Source organism: Streptomyces sp. NPDC046335, assembly GCF_055587985.1.
This window is the reverse complement of the sequence record NZ_JBVJFF010000001.1, coordinates 25,979-42,844: the sequence shown is the minus strand read 5'-3', so window position 1 is coordinate 42,844 and position 16,866 is coordinate 25,979. Positions and strand designations below refer to the sequence as shown.

The following is a 16,866-nucleotide window of genomic DNA, read 5'->3' as shown; positions in this document are numbered from 1 at the left end:
ACCTGGCGTCACTCATCCGGGTGGAAGGCGGCGAAGTGGCTGACCAGCGCGAGCGAGCAGCGGGCAAAGGGGATAAATATGCCCGTACTCTCACGAAAGGCCGGTCGCCGTGCAGCCCCGTCTCAGCGTCGTCGTGCCCATCTACAACGTCGAGGAGTTCCTTCAGGAGTGCCTTGAGTCGATCGCCCGGCAGACCATCGGCGGCCATGGCCGGCCGGGCGGACCCGAGGGCTCGGGTGGCCTCGACGGCTCGGGGGGCCTCGAATGCATCCTCGTCGACGACGGCTCGACGGACGGCAGCCCGCGCATCGCCCGCGAGTTCGCCGCGAAGGACCCGCGTTTCGTCTACGTCCGCCGGCGCAACGCCGGGCTGAGCGCCGCCCGCAACACCGGCGTGCGCGAGGCGTCCCCCACCGCGGAGTTCCTCACGTTCGTCGACAGCGACGACGTCGTGCCGCACGACGCGTACGAGCGGATGATCGCGAGCCTCGACGCCACGGGGTCCGACTTCGCCAGCGGCAACGTCTGGCGGCTGACCGAGCGCGGCCGCTCCCAGGCCTGGCAGTACAAGTGGCTGACCGAGCCCCGCACCCGTACGCACATCACGCGCGACCTGGACCTCCTCGCCGACCGCGTGGCCTGGAACAAGGTCTTCCGGCGCTCCTTCTGGGACCGCCACCGCTTCGCCTTCCCCGAGGGCAAGCTCTACGAGGACACCCCCGTGATGATCCCGGCGCACTTCCTCGCCGGGTCCGTGGACGTGCTCAGCGACCACGTCTACTACTGGCGGGTGCGCGAGGGCTCCATCACCCGGCGGCGCACCGACGTCAAGGGCGTGCGCGACCGCATCGCCGCGTGCGCCCACGTCAGCGGCTTCCTCGCCACCCACGCGCCCCGGCTGAAGAAGACGTACGACGCGTCCTGCCTGCGCGACGACTTCGTGTACTTCCTGGAGGGGCTGCCGATGGGCGGCCCCGAGTACCGCGCCGCCTTCATGACGGACACCGCCGCCTTCCTGCGCCGCGCCGATCCGTCCGTCATCGCGGGGCTCCCCGTCGACCTGCGGGTCAAGTGGCACCTCGTACGGGAGACGCGCACCGCAGAACTCATCGACCTGCTCGCCTTCGAGCGGGCCAACGGCACCGCCTTCCACGTGCGTGGCACGGTGCGGCGCCGCGCCGTCCTCCCTGGCGTCGGCCCCATCCCGGAGAAGCTGGCGCGGCTCGGCAAGCACGAGCTGCCGGTGGTGGCCCGCGTCGGCGAGACCCGGTGGGGCGACGACGGCAAGCTGCGGATCAGCGGCTACGCCTACGTGCGCAACCTGGAGGCCACGCGGCCCGGCCACTCCATCAAGACCGGCCTGCTCAGATCGACGGCCGGCAGGCGGCAGCTCCGCCGGGTGCCGACCCGGACCGTCACCGCGCCGCAGGCCACCGAGCAGTCACGGCAGCAACTGCACTGCTACGACCTCTCCGGCTTCGAGATGACCGTCGACCCCGAGCAGCTCAAGACCGGCGGACGCTGGCGGCCCGGCAACTGGCTGCTCGGCGTGGTCGTCGCGGGCCACGGCTCGGTGCGCCGCGCGGCCGTCCGCGCCGCCGACGGGCCCGCCGCGCAGACCCTGGTGCGCGAGCTCGGCGACGGGCTGCGCCTGGCCGTCGGCTACAGCAAGGGGCGGCTCGTGCTGCGCGTCCAGGAGTACGCGGCGCGCGTGGACGCCCACCGGCTCGACGGGTGCGACGTCGTCCTGAGCGGCAGCCTGCCCGGCGGTCTGCGCCCCGAGTCGCTGCGCCTCACCCACAAGCACTCCGGGGCCCACTTCGACTACCCGCTGCACCTCACGGGGAGCCGCTTCGAGGTCCGCGTGCGCCTCGCGGACCTGACGGGGGTGGCGCCCGTGCCGCACCTCGCGCCCAAGGAGGTCGAACCGCCGCACGGCGACCGCTGGCAGGCCAACCTGGTGCTGCCCGACGGCACCCTGAAGTCCCTCGCCGCCACGCTCGGCCTGGCGCCGGGACGCTACCCCGCGGGCCCCGGCCGGGACCTGTGCGCCACCGCCAACGACCAGGGCGCCCTGGTCGTCGAGCTGACCCGGCAGCCGGTCGCCGACCGCGTCGAGTGGGGCGCGGACGGCACGCTGACCGTCGAGGGCGTGGCCACGGCCGCCTGCTGGCCCGAGGCCGAACTCGTCCTGCGGCACAGCGGCCGCGACGAGGAACTGACGGTCCCCGCCGAACGCACCGGCGACCGCTTCCGCGCGGTGCTCACGCCGGGCGGCGGGGCGCTGCGGGAGGGGCGGTGGTACGCGTTCCTGCGGGAGACGGGCTCTCCCGGCCCCGGGGCGGCGGCTCACGTCCGCGACGGCATGCCCGTGCGGCTGCTCGCCTCCGTCTCCGCGGGGATGCCCCTGCGTCAGGCCGTCCAGGGGCGGGACTTCGCCGCCGACCGGCGGTTCGGTGACCGGCTGCTCGTCGAGGCGGGGCCCGTGCTCGCACGCTCCGAACGCGGCGCGTACCGGCAGCACAGGCTGCGCACCGCCCACTACCCGAGCTGCCGCGAACGGCCGCTGACCGACGCCGTCCTGTACTTCGACGGGGACTCCCCGCGCGCCGTCCACGAGGAGCTGGTGCGGCGCGGCGCCGACGTCACGCACCTCTGGGTCACGCACGACCAGCAGACCCGCGTTCCCGCCGGCGCCGAGGGCGTGGAGGAGCACAGCGCCGCCTGGTACGAGGCGCTGGCGCGCTGCCGCCGCATCGTCACCTCGGGACATCTGCCGGACTTCTTCGAGCGCCGCGAGGGCCAGACCGTCGTACAGACCTGGAACGGCGCCCCGCTCAAGCGCATCGGCACCGACCTCACCGACACGCTCTACGCCGACCACGGCCACCTCGACGCCCTGCCGAGGCTGTCCCGCCAGTGGGACGTCCTCGTCTCGCCCAACCGCTTCTCCACCCCGCATCTGGGCCGCGCCCTCGCCTACGACGGTGAGGTGCTCGAAGCGGGCTCGCCCCGCAACGACGTGCTGTTCGGCGACGACCGCGGCAAGGTCGCCGACCGGGTTCGCCGCGAACTCGGCATCCTGCCGGACAAGCGGGTCGTGCTCTACGCGCCGACGTACCGGGACCACCTCGCGTACCGCCCCGGCCGGTTCCGCTACGAGCCCGCACTCGACTTCGGCGCCGCCGAGTCCGCGCTCGGCGACGACCACGTCCTGCTCGTCCGCAAGCACCCGCTGACGGCGGGCCGGCTGCCGGGCGCCCGGCCGCCCTTCGTGCACGACGTGTCGGCGCACCCGAGGGCCGCGGAACTCCTGCTGATCGCGGACGTCCTGGTCACGGACTACTCCTCCCTGATGTTCGACTTCGCGCACACCGGGCGCCCGATGCTCTTCCACGCGTACGACCTGGAGCACTACCGCGACACCGTGCGCGGCTTCTACCTCGACTTCGAGACCAGCGCGCCGGGGCCGCTGCTCACCTCCACCGGCGAGGTCGTCGAAGCCCTGTGCGACCTGGACGCGATCGCGGCCCGGCACGCGGAGGCGTACGCGGCGTTCCGCGAGGCCTACTGCGACCTCGACGACGGCGGTGCGGCGGCCCGCGTGGCGGAGAGGCTCATGCGGTGACCGGCACGCTCGTCACCCGCAGGACCCCCAACGGCGCCACGGCGCTGTACGGCGGCGGCCGGTGGCGCCCCTCCCCGTACGCCGTCTTCGGCGGCCTCTTCTGGCTGGTGATGTCGCTGGCCTTCTGGCGGGTCCCGATGTGCTGCGACTTCGGGCAGCACGCGGCGGTGGTCGAGCGCCTCAAGGACGACCTCCTGCACCCCGCCCACCCCATGGCGGACCTGCCGGGCGAGGGCAGCCCGTACTACTCCCCGTACGCGGTGGCCCAGGGCCTGTTCGCCGAGCTGACGGGAACGGCGGGCCGCCAGGTCGTGAAGCTGACCGGCCCGGTCAACCTGCTCGTCCTCCTGACCGGCATCGGCCGCTTCGTGCGCGTCCTCACCCCCCGCCCCTGGGCGCCGGTCCTCGCGCTGGCCGCGATGGTGCTGCTCTGGGGCACGCGGATGGCGTGGTGGAGCGGCTACCTGGGCCTGATGTCGATGACGGGCAATCTCGGCTACCCGTCGACGTTCGCGATCGGCCTCGCCTTCTGGGCCTGGGCGTGGGCGGGCACGCTGGCCCGCGAACCACGCCGCGGCCTCTGGCCGTACGTGGGGCTCGGCGCCCTGTGCGGCCTGATCCTGCTCATCCATCCGATCTCCTCGGTGGCGGCGGTGATCGGCGTGGCCGCGTTCGCGGCCCCAGCGGTGAGTGTCGGCCGGGCGGTGAGTTCCCGCTGGGCGGTGAGTCTCCGCTGGGCGGTGAGTCTCCGCTGGGCGGTGACCGCGCTGACGGCGGTGGTGGTCGCCTCGGTGTGGCCGTACTACAGCGTGTTCTCCCTGGTCGGTGACGAGTCCGTCGACTGGATCCACCGCCAGCTCTACACCGATATGCCGCAGCGCTTCTGGCTCGCGCTGCTCGGCCTGCCCGCCCTGTGGCTGCGCTTCCGCAGGGACCGGCGTGATCCGCTGGTACTGATGTTCGCCCTGGAGTGCCTGGTCGTCGCGTACGGCTGGTTCAGCGGCCACTACACCTACGGGCGCATCCTCGGCCTCACGCTGGTGCCGCTTCAGTTCGCCCTCGCCATCGAGCTGGCGGCGCCGCGCACCTGGGGGTGGCGGCGCGGGGCGCTCGCCGGAGCGGTGGCGCTCGGGGCGGGCGTCGGGTTCTTCCAGATCCAGGCCGGTGCGGTCGTGCCGCGCGCGCTCGACCCCATCGGCTTCGACCAGCCGCCGCGCTGGCCTGACTACGGCTGGGCGGTCGGCCACATGCGCCACGGCGACATCGTCCTGACCAACGGCTACCGGCCCACGCGGTCCGTCCCCGGCTACGGGGCCAACCTCGTCGCGCCCGCCTGGCCGGACGCCTCACTCGACGAACGGGTGCGCAACCGCCGCCTCGACGCCGTGCGCGCCTACCTCGCTCCCGGCTCCACCCGCGCGGAACGGGCGGCGATCGTACGCAGGTACGACGTGCGGTGGCTGCTCCTGACGCGGGACCAGAAGATGCCGCCGGAGGCGGTGGTCGTGGACTGGAGCAGGGGAACGGGGGAGGTGCTGGCGCGGGTCGGGGGACGGGGGTAGTGGGACGGGGGGGAGTGGGACTGGGAGGCCGGGGGTGGGGGGATTCGTCACGCCCGTATCGGGTACGCGGAAGCCACGAATGCTCACCTAATCGGATAATTACCAATAACCACTAAAATCCCCACCGTGGACCGCACCCTGTCTCAGCCACCTGCCCAGAACCGCCCGTCCCACAACCCCCACGCCCCCCACGCCCCCCACGCGCAGGTCTCCGTCGTCGTGATCGGCTACAACGACGCGGCGCACATCACCCACGCGGTGCGTTCCGCGCTGGCCCAGGGCCCGGTGGTCGGCGAGGTGATCGCCGTCGACGACTGTTCGACGGACGGCAGCGGTGAGCTCCTGGCCGCCCTCGCCGAGCGCGAGGGCCGCGTACGGGTGATCCGCCGCCCCACCAACAGCGGCGGCTGCGGCACCCCCCGCAACGACGGGATCGACGCCGCGGCCTCCCCGTACGTGATGTTCCTCGACAGCGACGACGTGCTGCCGCCCGGCGCGGCCGGCGCCCTGCACGCCGCGGCCTCCGCGCAGGACGCCGAGGTCAGCGCCGGACTGTGCGTGCGCCGCGAGCTGCCATCGGGGCGCGAGGTGCCCTGGCAGCCCGAGCTCTACGCCAAGGCACGGCTCGTCCCCCGCCCCGAGCTGCGCACCCGCCTGGTCCACGACACGCTCTGCGTCGACAAGCTGTACCGCACGGACTTCCTCCGCGAACACGGCGTCCGCTTCCCCGAAGGCCGCTTCATCTACGAGGACTTCGTCTTCGCCGCGCGCGTGCTCGCCGCGGCCCCGCGCATCGCGCTGATCCCCGACACGGTGTACGTGTGGCACGTGCGCCGCGCCGCCACCAAGCTGTCCATCTCCCTCGACCGGTCCGGGGTCGCCAACTGGCAGGCCCGCATGGAGGCCCACCGGCGGTCCGTGGAGATCCTGCGGGACGCGCCGGGCGCCGGCGGCAAGCGGCTCGCGCGGGCGGCCCGCGCCAAGTTCATCGACCACGAGCTGCGGATGTACGTCCGCGAGCTGACCGCGCGGGGCAGCGAGTACCGGCGCGAGTGGTGGTCCCTCACGCGCGCGTACCTGGCGGCGTTCGACGCCGCCGACCTCGACGCGGCGCCCGCCCCCGGCCGCGTCATCGCGCGCGTCATCCTCGCCTCGGAGCGGCCGCGCGACCTGACGCGCCTGAAGGAGGTGGCGGCGCGCCCTGCCCGGCTCTCGCCGCCGTACCCGAGGGCGGCCGACGCCACGCCCATCTGGGCGGACGACCTCCCCCAGGTCACCCTGGAGCACCTGCTCGCACGTCCGGTGCGCCTGCTGCCCCTGGCCGTGGACGGCGAGCTGCGCCCCTGCGCGGGCAGCACCCGGCTGACGCTGCGGCTGCGCGAACTGTACGGACGGGTGGCGGACGCGGGCCCCGCCACGGTCGACGTCGATCTGATCGACCGGGAGAGCGGTCTCCCCGGGCAGCGCCGCACGGCCGCGTTCGGCGCGGCCCGCCCCGACGGCACCTGGACCGCCACCGTCCTGCTGGACCTCGGGGCGCTGGAGGGCGGCGTCTGGGATGTCCGGCTGCGGCTGCACTTCGCGGACGGAACGGCGCGCGAGGCGACCGCGCGCGCCGTCGCGGGCCCGGGTCTGCTGCGCCGCACGGTGGTGCCGGCCGGACGGCGCGGAATCCTCCTCGTCCAGCCCTACGCAACCCAGGCGGGCAACCTCTCACTCCGGCTCGCCTCTGGCGTACGGGGCGTCGCGGAGGTCGCGAAGCGGCGCCTGACACGCCTGACACGGACGGCCACGGACCCGACGGACCGCTGACGCACGCCGTACAGGACCTCTGGAACACTGCACCTCCAACGGAATCAAGCTGACGGCTGACGGCTAATGGCCGACAGTTGACGACTGATGACTGCGACGACGAGAAGGGGACAAGACACGCCCATGACCTGGCTGATCACCGGCGGTGCCGGATACATCGGAGCGCATGTGGTCCGTGCCATGACGGAGGCGGGCGAGCGGGCCGTGGTCTACGACGACCTGTCCACGGGCATCGCGGGCCGTGTCCCCGACGGAGTACCGCTGGTGGTCGGCTCGGTCCTCGACGCCGACCTGCTGCGGCGCACGTTCGCGGAGCACGCGGTGACAGGCGTCGTCCACTTGGCGGGAAAGAAGCAGGTCGCGGAGTCGGTGGAGCGGCCGCTGCACTACTACCACGAGAACGTGGAGGGCTTGCGGACCCTGCTCGAAGCCGTGCGCTCGCCGTCGTCGGGCGTGCGCCACTTCGTCTTCTCCTCCTCCGCCTCGGTGTACGGCATGCCCGACGTCGACCTGGTGACCGAGGAGACGCCGTGCCTGCCGATGAGCCCGTACGGCGAGACGAAGCTGGCCGGCGAGTGGCTGGTGCGCGCCACGGGCCGGGCGCACGGCCTGGCGACGGCGTCCCTGCGGTACTTCAACGTGGCGGGGGCGGCGTCGCCGGAGCTGGCGGACACCGGCGTCTTCAACCTCGTCCCGATGGTCTTCGAGAAGCTGGCGGACGGCGAGGCGCCCCGCATCTTCGGCGCGGACTACGCCACGCCCGACGGAACCTGCGTACGGGACTACATCCACGTAGCGGATGTCGCCGAAGCCCACGTGGCGACGGCCCGCGCCCTCGCCTCCTCGGCACCCGGCACCGACCTGACGCTCAACGTCGGCCGGGGTGAGGGCGTGTCCGTCCGCGAGATGACGGACCTGATCAATGAGGTGACGGCCCACGACACCCCACCGACCGTCACGTCCCGCCGCCCCGGCGACCCCGCGAGGGTGGTGGCCTCGGCGAAGCGCATCGAAACAGAACTGGGCTGGGCGGCGAAGCGGGACGTAAGGGAGATGGTGACGTCGGCATGGGAGGGCTGGCAGCGAAGGCCCTCGGGGGCGGGGCGGGAGTAGGGCGGGGCCAGTGGCGTTGCTTGCTTACCGGGGCCGCCCGGTTCTCCGGAAGTGTGGCGGTTCCGCCCCACCAGTAAAGGGCGCTCCCTACGGTCGCGTCGGCTCCGCCGATTCCGCTCCGCTCCACCCTTGACTGCCGCGCCTCCACCGCAGAGGGATTGCTGACCGGGCGGCCACGAGGTGGGGCGACGGGAACGGTTGGGTGGGCGGCGAGGTGTGAGTGCCGGGTGCGGACTGGTTCGTCGCAGCCTCGCCGAGGCCGAGAATGCTCGGCCGGGCGGGGCGGTTCCGGTCCGGTGGGGGTGTCGGGCACCGCTGCCGGGTGCGGACCGGCCCATACGGGGCGCGGGCGACACGAGGCGGGCTCGGCTTGTTCTTCTGCCGCCAGCACGGAGCGGCGAGGGCAGCGGCCAGGGCCGGCCGCAGCTGAGTTCGGCTTTCCGACTCGGGCCCACCGTCGCAGATACGCAGTACGTGGCACGCGGGGGCGCAGGCGGTATGCCGTTCGGGGCGTGCTGGCCAGGTGGTGCAGGAAAGTCCCGCTGCCGGGCCTGGCCGCCTGCCTCTGACTTGCTGCTTCTCTGGCGCGGATGGGGACTTTTCTGCAATCCCTGCGTGTCACATCCGGGGCGGCCCGGGATGCCCTCGTGGAGCCGCAGGGGCAGGGGCGATGGGCGGGGAGTTGGGGGCGTTACACCCTCCGGCCGCACGGGCCGCACGGGCCGCACAGGCGTCGGGCTGTCGGGCTGGCGGGCCGCACAGGCTGGCGGGCCGGCGGGCCGGCGGGCCGGCGGGCCGGCGGGCTGGCGGGCTGGCGGGCTGGCGGGGACCAACTTTGCGGACAGCGCACTCGCCGCCGCGTGCGCCCCCTGATGGTCGAAACGCAACTTACGCAAAGTAGGTGCCCGTCCCCCACCCAGAGGGGGCGACCGCCACGCTCGCCAGCGCACATTCCCTGACCCGCCCCGCCCCCAGCCGTCACAGCTGACCCACCCACCCGGTCGAGCGCTGCCCCGCGCCCCGTATGGGCCGGTCCGCGCCCGGCCGCGATGCCCGACACCCCCACCGGACCGGAACCGACCCGCCCGACCGAGCATCCCCGGCCTCGGCGAGGCTGCGACGAACCAGTCCGCACCCGGCGGTGAGACTGGATGGCCCGACCCGAGGCGCCGACCCACTGCGGGCCAACCCTGCCCCTAGGCGCCCGCACCAGAAGAACCAGTCCGCACCCGGCAGTGAAACCCGATGACCCGACCGGAGAAGCCGGTGGCCCCGGCCGGCTCTGCCCCTTGGCGCCGGCGACAGAAGGACTAGTCCGCAGCCGGCAGGCAACCCGCACCGCCCACCAACCGTCCCCGTCGCCCCACCCCGTGGCCGCCCGGCCAGCAAAACCCCTGCGGTGCAGGCCCGGCAGTCAAGGGTGGAGCGGAGCGGAATCGGCGGAGCCGACGCGACCGTAGGGAGCGCCCTTTACTGGCGGGGCGGAACCGCCACACTCCCGGAGAACCGGGCGGCCCCGGCAAGCAAGCAACGCCCCCGGCCCAGACCCGGACCCACCCCCGGAACCCCGAGCTCAACCCACAGCACCTTCCCTCCCCTGCCGAACAGGTCATCCCCCAGCGGAAACCCACCCCACGCGTCCGCCCACTCCCACACCATGCGCAGACCCCGCCCTCCCTCGCCCTCCACCGGCACGGGCCGCAGCGGTGCGTGCCGTGCCGGTGGCTTGTCGAAGGGCGGGGGGATGTGCGGGTCGGTGTCCCATACGCCGACCCGTACGCCACGCCCACCGTCCAGGCCACGCAGCCGCAACGCCGCGGGGCCCTTCGTATGGCTGTACGCGTTGGTGACCATCTCCGACGCCAACAGCTCTGCCGAGTCCGCCAGTTCCGCCATGCCGTGCCCGGTGAGCACGGCCCGCACGGTCTTGCGGGCGACCCGGGGCGCGCGGGGGTCGTGGGGCAGGTGAAGCGCGTACGACCAGACCCCGGGCGGGGCTACGGTGACCATGATGCCTCCTTGGCACAAAGGGGTTCATCCGCTCGACAGTCGTTCTTCAGCGGTGGCTGTGCCGTGCCTTCCCCAGGCGCCGGTGCGCTTCCGCGTTGCGGGAACGGCCAGTTGGGCGGATTCCTCACACCGTAGGCTGCGGAACCTGAAGGTTTTGCACGATGCGGCAAAACCTTCAGTGATTGCCCTCGTGTGGGTGATGATCCCGCCAGGTGTACGGAACGGAGAGGCCATGGCACCCAGGAGCGCGCCCCGAAGCGCACCGACAGCGCGCCGCCTTCGCATCGGCATCGAGCTGCGACGGCTGCGCGAGCGCGCGGGCATGACCGCCGCCGAGGCGGCACGGGCGCTGGGCACCACTCAGGCCCAGATGAGCAACATCGAGGCCAATCGCTTCGGGATCAGCGCCGAGCGCGTGCAGACGCTGGCCCACATCTATTGCTGCACCGACCAGCCACTGGTCGACGCCCTCGCCGCCATGGCGGCCGACCGCACCCGCGGATGGTGGGAGGAGTACCGCGAAACGATGCCCTCACCCCTGCTGGACCTGGCCGAGATGGAGCACCACGCGACAGCGCTCCGCGTGGCGCAGGTCATCAACATCCCCGGACTGCTCCAGACCCCGGAGCACGCACGCGCGCTCTTCCGCGAAGCCGTGACCGCGCTGCGCCCCCACGAGATCGAACACCGCGTATCCCACCGCGTGAAACGCCAGGCGGCCATCTTCCGCGACCGCCCCGTGCCCTACACGGCGATCATCCATGAGGCCGCGCTACGCATGCAGTTCGGTGGCCGCGAGGTGGCCAGGGCTCAGCTCACGCATCTGGCCGAGGTCAGCCACGCACGGCACATCACGCTGCGCGTCATCCCGTTCGACGGCACGTCGTTCCCGACGGCGGGCCAGGGGTTGGACTACGCGTACGGGCCGGTGACGCCCCTCGACACCGCTCAGCTGGACACCACGCACGGCAGCGAATTCATCGATGCGGCCGGGCAGTTGGAGACGTACCGGCTCGTGCTCGACCGCATGGAGCACGTCGCCCTCGCGCCCGCCGCGTCCCGCGACCTCATTCACAGCATCGCCAAGAGCACCTGACGACGCCGACAAGGAGTGATCCGTGACAGAACTCGACTGGCAGAAGTCCACCTACAGCGAGGTGGCCTCCTCCTGCATCTACATAGCCACCGACACCGCCCCCCAAGCCCACGCCCAACCCCCCATCCACCTCCGCGAGAGCGACACCCCCCAAACCATCCTCACCACCACCCCCGCCCCCCTCGCCGCCCTGATCTCCGCCCTCAAAGGAGCCGCCTCGTGAGCAGCGCCGCCAGCGCCGCAGCGTTGTGGGAGCCCTCGGCGGTCGGTGTTCTCCGGCTGCCCTCCGGGCGGCTTCTGCGGGGGCGGGGGCTTCGGCGGCCCCTTCCCGAGGGGCCCGCGCCGCGCTTCGGCGTTTACCTTCTCGGCAAGGAGCCCGAACCGCTCCCCTGGGAGCACGTCTGGCTGCGTTGGCCGGACTTCCGGCTGCCCAGTGATCATGCGCGGGCCAGGGACGTGTTGCGCGACGCCTGGTCACGGGCGGAGGACGAGCGCGTCGAGATCGCCTGCGGCGGCGGACGCGGGCGGACCGGGACCGCCCTCGCCTGCATCGCCGTACTGGACGGCGTACCGGCGGCCGAAGCCGTGGCCTACGTACGAGCGAAGTACGACCGGCGCGCGGTGGAGACACCCTGGCAGCGGCGGTACGTGGCACGGTTCGCGGGCCGGGGCTGACAGCCACGGCCAACTGCTCAGCCCGCGGCCGAGCCCATGCCGCGGGCCGAGCCCGCCCGCGTGATCACCGACGTCAGCCGATGCACGTCCCGCGCCGTGCCCGTCACGCCCGACAGGAACCCCTGCGCCCGGGGCGAAGCCGTCTCCGTGAGCCAGGACGGGTCGATGTCGCAGACCGCCACCTTGACCTCCGTGCCCGCGAGGGCGAGCGGCAGGGTGTGGACCACCGTCGAGGGGAAGCTGAGGACCGTGCGGCCGATGGGGCCGCGGCGGGCGATGAGTTCCAGGGGGAGGTCGGGGCGTACGACCTGGAGGCCCGTCTCGACCGCCAGGCGGTGGAGCTTTTCGGAGCTCTCGCGGCGGTGGGCGAAGTAGCGGGTCGCGCCATGGGTGCGGGAGAGTGCCTGGACCGCTTCCACGTAGCGGTCTGGGTCGACCACGCCCGTCTCGACGAGGGACGTGCCGACCAGGTCGGCGCCGCGCGTGATGCGGGGCGGCCCGAAGCGTTCGCGGGTCCAGGAGAAGGCGTTGACGGAGATCGTCACGCCGTCCGGTGCCGAGTCGATCGGCATGGAGGAGAAGACCTCCACCCGCCGCGCGCCGCCCGGCGTGAGGCGGCGTCTCGCCGCGGCCGAGACCGGGGCGAACAGGAGGTCCCGGGGGCCGGGGCGGCCGCCCTTGCGGTGCCAGCGCACCAGGCGCTCGCCGCGGGCCAGCTGGGAGATGAACTCCATGGTGGCCGTGCCGTCGTCTACCACGACCAGGGAGCGGGCCCTGGTGATGGTGAGGAGCAGCTGTACGTAGCGGGAGAACGGGTCGCCGATCACGATCCGATCGGCCCTGCGCAGCGCGCCCGCGAGGCCGCCGATGGTGTGGAAGGGAGCAGTCGCGCCGCCGCGCGCCTCCTCCCAGCGGACCTCGACGCCCTCGTCGCGGGCGAGCTGTGACATGCGGCGCAACTGGCCGCGGGTCATGGGGTCGTTGGGCGAGAGGACGACGACGGTGAGGCCCCCGGCCGGTCCGGTCGCGGCCGCGGCGTGCGCCCACTCCAGGACGTTGAGCAGCTGGACGGGGCTCTCCACGAAGGCGAGTGTGGTGAGCGGGGGTGCTGCTGCCGCGGTGTCCGGGGAGTTCGCGGTGCGGCCGGCTCGGGGGCTCATCGTCGTATGTCCGTTTCCCGGTAAGGCGGGCCGGGTGCTCAGACCGCGACCGGCTCGGCGGCGGACGAGGACTCCGACTCGGCCACGACGCCCGCGACGCGGCGCAGCTTCTTCATCGGGCCGAGCTCCGACTCGTAGACCTTCTTGACGCCGTCACCGAGGGAGGCCTCGATGGTGCGGATGTCGCGGACGAGGCGCGTGAGGCCCTGGGGCTCCACCGACGCCGCCTGGTCCGAGCCCCACATGGCGCGGTCAAGGGTGATGTGGCGCTCGACGAACGTGGCGCCGAGGGCGACCGCGGCCAGCGTGGTCTGGAGGCCCGTCTCGTGGCCGGAGTAGCCGATCGGGACGTTGGGGTACTCGGCCTGGAGGGTGTTGATGACGCGGAGGTTGAGCTCCTCGGCCTGCGCCGGGTACGTCGACGTGGCGTGGCACATCAGGATGTTGTCGCTGCCGAGGACCTCGACCGCGTGGCGGATCTGCTTCGGGGTCGACATGCCGGTGGAGAGGATGACCGTGCGGCCCGTGGCGCGCAGGGCGCGGAGCAGCTCGTCGTCCGTGAGGGACGCGGAGGCGACCTTGTGGGCGGGCAGGTCGAACTTCTCCAGGAAGGCGACGGCCTCGGTGTCCCACGGGGAGGCGAACCAGTCGATGCCGCGCTTGGCGCAGTGCTCGCTGATGGCCTGGTACTCGGACTCGCCGAACTCCACGCGGTGGCGGTAGTCGATGTACGTCATGCGGCCCCAGGGGGTGTCGCGCTCGATGTCCCACTGGTCGCGCGGGGTGCAGATCTCCGGCGTGCGCTTCTGGAACTTCACCGCGTCGCAGCCGGCGTCGGCGGCCACGTCGATCAGCGCGAACGCGTTCTCCAGGTCACCGTTGTGGTTGATGCCGATCTCGCCGGTGATGTACACGGGCTGGCCGGGACCGGCCGTCTTCGAACCGAACTGGCGCAGACGGGAGTTGGCGCCGATGGGGGTGATGTTGCTCATGGCAGGAACAGTCCTTAACTGTGGAGGGAATCGAGAGAGGGGCCGAGGATCCAGGTGGCGATCTCTCGGATCGCGCCTTCACCGCCGGGGGTGGTGGTGACCGCGCGGGCTGCGCCGCGTACGACGTCGTGGGCGCTGGCGACCGCCACCGGCCAGCCGACGAGGGCCAGGCAGGGGAGGTCGTTGACGTCGTTGCCGACGTAGAGCACGCGCTCGGGCGCGATGCCCTTTTCCTCGCACCACTGCTTCAGTGCGAGGTCTTTCCGGTCGATGCCGTGCAGCACGGGGAGCCGGAGCTTCCTGGCGCGTGCGGCGACGACCGGGTTCTGTTCCGTGGACAGGATCAGCAGCGGGATGCCCGCGTCACGCAGGGCGGCGATGCCGAGTCCGTCTCCGCGGTGCACGGAGACGTATTCGCGTCCTTCGGAGTCGATCAGCACCCTGTCGTCGGTCTGGGTGCCGTCGAAGTCGAGGATGACCGCGTCGATGTCGGCGGCGGTCGGGAGGGCGGCGGCGCTTCGCGGGCCTGCCGCGTCGAAGAGCGGGGCGAGCGCGCGGGCGCGGGCCAGGTCGTGCGGGTCGTCGACCTCCAGGACACGGGCGGGGTCGGTGCGGACCGGCTCGGTGTGTCCGAAGAAGCGGTGCTTGTGGGTACGGAAGCCCGCCGCGTCCATCGCGTAGGCGGCGCCGGTCTCCAGGAGGTCCTGGGGGCGGTCCTGGCGGCGGGGGCGGAAGGACTTGTCGTGGTTGACGCCGTAGCCGCCGCGGGTGCTGGTGGACGAGGTGGCGAGGGTCGCGGTGCCGCCGGCGGTGTCGGTGCGCCGGGCGGGGACCTCGGCGGCGCCCCCGGTGGCGTCGTCGGCCGCGTCGCGCCAGATGAAGCCGTGGAAGGGCGCGACGGTGACGGCGGTGTCGGCGCCGTTCTCCACGACGGCCGCGGCCACCCCGTCGATGTCCTCGCGGGTCAGGAAGGGGCTGGTGCACTGCACGAGCAGGACGGCGTCCAGGCGGGCGCCGTGCAGCGCCTCGTGGGCGTCCATGGCGTGCAGGACCGCGGCTTCGCTGGTGGCGGTGTCGCCGGCGATGGCGGCGGGGCGCAGGACGACCTCGGCTCCGGCGGCGCGGGCGGCCTCGGCGATGACGTGGTCGTCGGTGGAGACGACGACGTCGGTGACGAGCCGCGCGGCGAGGCACTCGCGGATGGCGCGGCCCACCAGAGGCACGCCGCCGACCGGGGCGAGGTTCTTGGCGGGCACGCCCTTGGAGCCGCCGCGGGCGGGGATGACGGCGAGGACGCGGTGGTCCGGCGTGCTCGCTCGGCCGGGGTCGGGCATGGGGGCTCCTCGGTCGGGGTGGGGGATCTGGGCTCGTCCGGTGTTCACAGCTCGCCCATCCGCCGTATGACGGGGGCCACGCGCTGCACGCCGTGGCGGTAGGCGCCGCGGGCGGCACGGCGCACGATCTGCCGTACGGGGCCGGGGTCGCGGTCGGCCGCGGGGGCGCCCGGCAGCGGGGTGCCGTCGGGGCCGAGGTGGTGGCGGGCCAGGACGGCGGGCAGGTAGCCGCGGGCGGTGGTGAGGCTGTAGTAGGGGTCGATGGGCGCGAGGCGGCCGTCGGCGGCTTCGCCGAGGAGGTCGGTGACGCGCTGCCGTGCCGTGTCGAAGGCCCGCTCGTACGTCCCTCCCCCAGAGGGGGTGCCCCCAGCGGCGACGCCCTGCCGGGAGAGCCAGCGCTCGTCGGGCTCGGGCAGGTGCCCGGCGTCGAGCTGGTCGAAGGAGGCGAGGCAGCCGGACCCGGTGAAGTGGTGGTTGCCGAGCGCTTCGCGCACCCCGAGGTCGGTGAGGATCGCGGTGGGGATGCGCCGGTGCAGGGCTTCGAGGGCCGCGGTGGAGCTGACGGTGACCAGGAGGTCGGTGCGGTCGAGGACCTCCCCCATATGTCCGTAGACGAGGCGGAGGTTGTCCGGCAGCCCGCCGTCGAGGCGCTGCGTCAGCTTCTGGTAGGGCAGTTCCTCGATGTGCGTGGTGTGTTCGCCGGGCTTGCTGCGGAGCTTGAGCAGGACCTCGCGGTCGGGGTGGAGCCTGGCGTGCTCGGCGAGGCGGCGCAGCAGGTAGGTGCGGTGCGCGGCGGTCTCCGGCACGGACGGCTGGGCGGCGAAGACGACGGTGTAGGGGACGTTCTCCGCGCGGAGGTCTTTCTGCGCGTAGGGCGCGCCGCCGAGGAACGGCAGTGCGGCCTCCGTGACGGATGACGCGTCGGCGCCGACACCCTCGTACACGGCGCGGAAGCGTTCGGCGTCCTGGCGGGAGTTGGCGAGGACGATGTCCGCGCCGTGCCGCAGGAGGAGGCCGTCGGCGAGCTTCTCGTAGACGACGCCGACGTAGCCGGTGACGACGACGGGGCGCTTGGTGGGGGCGCCGGTGAGGCGGGCGTCGGCCGTGACGCGGGCGAGTCCGTGCAGCATCGCCTGGACCGCGCCGCCCACGAGGGCGAGGACGATCACGTCGGGCGCGTCCCGCTCCATCTCCCGCAGGAACTCGACGGCGGTGACCTCGCGCAGGGAGTCCGCGCGGACACCGACCTCTTCGAGCTGCCGGGGGGTGGGGGTGGCCCGGCCTCGGAGCAGGAACCCGCTGAGGCGGTGGCCGTCGGTCCGGTTCCCCGTGACGATGCGGTCCGCCGTGAGGGCGCCCCATTTCCATCGCGTGTCGGAATCGGCGAGAACGGCCACCCGGAGCGGGTTTCGGTTACTTGCTGGCACGTCTCAGACGCTAGGAAGGCATTGCGATTCGCGGCCCAACTCAGGTGCAACAAACGG

The 16,866-nt window shown here is 73.0% G+C and carries 12 protein-coding genes; 7 read left to right on the top strand and 5 right to left on the bottom strand.

The annotated features are described in order from the left end of the window. Positions 1 to 109: 109 nt before the first annotated feature. The 4 genes from ACZ6JY_RS00145 (at position 110) to galE (ending at position 8,115) form a co-directional block, all read left to right on the top strand. Positions 110 to 3,628, top strand: a complete 3,519-nt coding sequence (locus ACZ6JY_RS00145) for a bifunctional glycosyltransferase/CDP-glycerol:glycerophosphate glycerophosphotransferase (protein WP_469190640.1) — start codon at positions 110 to 112, stop codon at positions 3,626 to 3,628. Beyond that, positions 3,625 to 5,190, top strand: a complete 1,566-nt coding sequence (locus tag ACZ6JY_RS00140) for a hypothetical protein (RefSeq protein ID WP_469190638.1) — start codon at positions 3,625 to 3,627, stop codon at positions 5,188 to 5,190. The genes ACZ6JY_RS00145 and ACZ6JY_RS00140 overlap by 4 nt, the downstream gene beginning before the upstream one ends. Before the next feature lie 219 nt (positions 5,191 to 5,409). Beyond that, complete coding sequence (locus tag ACZ6JY_RS00135) at positions 5,410 to 7,002, top strand: glycosyltransferase family 2 protein (protein WP_469191853.1); 1,593 nt, start codon at positions 5,410 to 5,412, stop codon at positions 7,000 to 7,002. A gap of 123 nt (positions 7,003 to 7,125) precedes the next feature. Then, a complete protein-coding gene (galE, locus tag ACZ6JY_RS00130; protein WP_469190636.1) occupies positions 7,126 to 8,115 on the top strand; it encodes a UDP-glucose 4-epimerase GalE in 990 nt (329 codons plus the stop codon). A 1,470-nt stretch (positions 8,116 to 9,585) separates the two neighbouring features. On the opposite strand, the gene ACZ6JY_RS00125 is transcribed toward galE, so the two are convergent. After that, complete coding sequence (locus ACZ6JY_RS00125) at positions 9,586 to 10,125, bottom strand: ATP-binding protein (protein ID WP_469190634.1); 540 nt, start codon at positions 10,123 to 10,125, stop codon at positions 9,586 to 9,588. Between the two features lie 232 nt (positions 10,126 to 10,357). Here ACZ6JY_RS00125 and ACZ6JY_RS00120 point away from each other — a divergent pair, with 232 nt between their 5' ends. Genes ACZ6JY_RS00120 through ACZ6JY_RS00110 form a run of 3 tightly spaced genes read left to right on the top strand, consistent with a single transcriptional unit; the run spans position 10,358 to position 11,896 of the window. Beyond that, positions 10,358 to 11,221, top strand: a complete 864-nt coding sequence (locus ACZ6JY_RS00120) for a helix-turn-helix domain-containing protein (protein WP_469190632.1) — start codon at positions 10,358 to 10,360, stop codon at positions 11,219 to 11,221. Positions 11,222 to 11,243: 22 nt separating this feature from the next. After that, entirely contained in the window at positions 11,244 to 11,444 is a 201-nt protein-coding gene (locus ACZ6JY_RS00115; RefSeq protein WP_469190630.1) for a DUF397 domain-containing protein, read from the top strand. Then, positions 11,441 to 11,896: a protein-tyrosine phosphatase family protein gene (locus ACZ6JY_RS00110; protein ID WP_469190628.1), complete on the top strand. Its 456-nt coding sequence runs from the start codon at positions 11,441 to 11,443 to the stop codon at positions 11,894 to 11,896. The genes ACZ6JY_RS00115 and ACZ6JY_RS00110 overlap by 4 nt, the downstream gene beginning before the upstream one ends. Before the next feature lie 17 nt (positions 11,897 to 11,913). Here ACZ6JY_RS00110 and ACZ6JY_RS00105 read toward each other — a convergent pair whose 3' ends face one another. From ACZ6JY_RS00105 to ACZ6JY_RS00090, 4 genes are read right to left on the bottom strand one after another with little or no spacing between them, the layout of a single operon-like run. After that, positions 11,914 to 13,056 carry a hypothetical protein gene (locus ACZ6JY_RS00105; RefSeq protein ID WP_469190626.1) on the bottom strand — a complete coding sequence of 381 codons (1,143 nt, stop codon included), beginning with the start codon at positions 13,054 to 13,056 and terminating at the stop codon, positions 11,914 to 11,916. Positions 13,057 to 13,094: 38 nt separating this feature from the next. Then, positions 13,095 to 14,048: an N-acetylneuraminate synthase family protein gene (locus ACZ6JY_RS00100; RefSeq protein ID WP_447037805.1), complete on the bottom strand. Its 954-nt coding sequence runs from the start codon at positions 14,046 to 14,048 to the stop codon at positions 13,095 to 13,097. 14 nt (positions 14,049 to 14,062) lie between these two features. Further along, positions 14,063 to 15,382, bottom strand: a complete 1,320-nt coding sequence (locus ACZ6JY_RS00095; protein WP_469190624.1) for a cytidylyltransferase domain-containing protein — start codon at positions 15,380 to 15,382, stop codon at positions 14,063 to 14,065. A 44-nt stretch (positions 15,383 to 15,426) separates the two neighbouring features. Beyond that, positions 15,427 to 16,809 (bottom strand): DUF6716 putative glycosyltransferase, encoded by a 1,383-nt coding sequence (locus ACZ6JY_RS00090; protein ID WP_469190622.1) that lies wholly within the window; start codon positions 16,807 to 16,809, stop codon positions 15,427 to 15,429. Between the last annotated feature and the right edge of the window lie 57 nt (positions 16,810 to 16,866).

Bases quoted from the DNA above. Each gene is read 5' to 3' on its own strand.
- ACZ6JY_RS00095 (WP_469190624.1), bottom strand. From the start codon at position 15,382: ATGCCCGACCCCGGCCGAGCGAGCACGCCGGACCACCGCGTCCTCGCC.
- galE (WP_469190636.1), top strand. From the start codon at position 7,126: ATGACCTGGCTGATCACCGGCGGTGCCGGATACATCGGAGCGCATGTG.
- ACZ6JY_RS00120 (WP_469190632.1), top strand. From the start codon at position 10,358: ATGGCACCCAGGAGCGCGCCCCGAAGCGCACCGACAGCGCGCCGCCTT.
- ACZ6JY_RS00125 (WP_469190634.1), bottom strand. From the start codon at position 10,125: ATGGTCACCGTAGCCCCGCCCGGGGTCTGGTCGTACGCGCTTCACCTG.
- ACZ6JY_RS00105 (WP_469190626.1), bottom strand. From the start codon at position 13,056: ATGAGCCCCCGAGCCGGCCGCACCGCGAACTCCCCGGACACCGCGGCA.
- ACZ6JY_RS00100 (WP_447037805.1), bottom strand. From the start codon at position 14,048: ATGAGCAACATCACCCCCATCGGCGCCAACTCCCGTCTGCGCCAGTTC.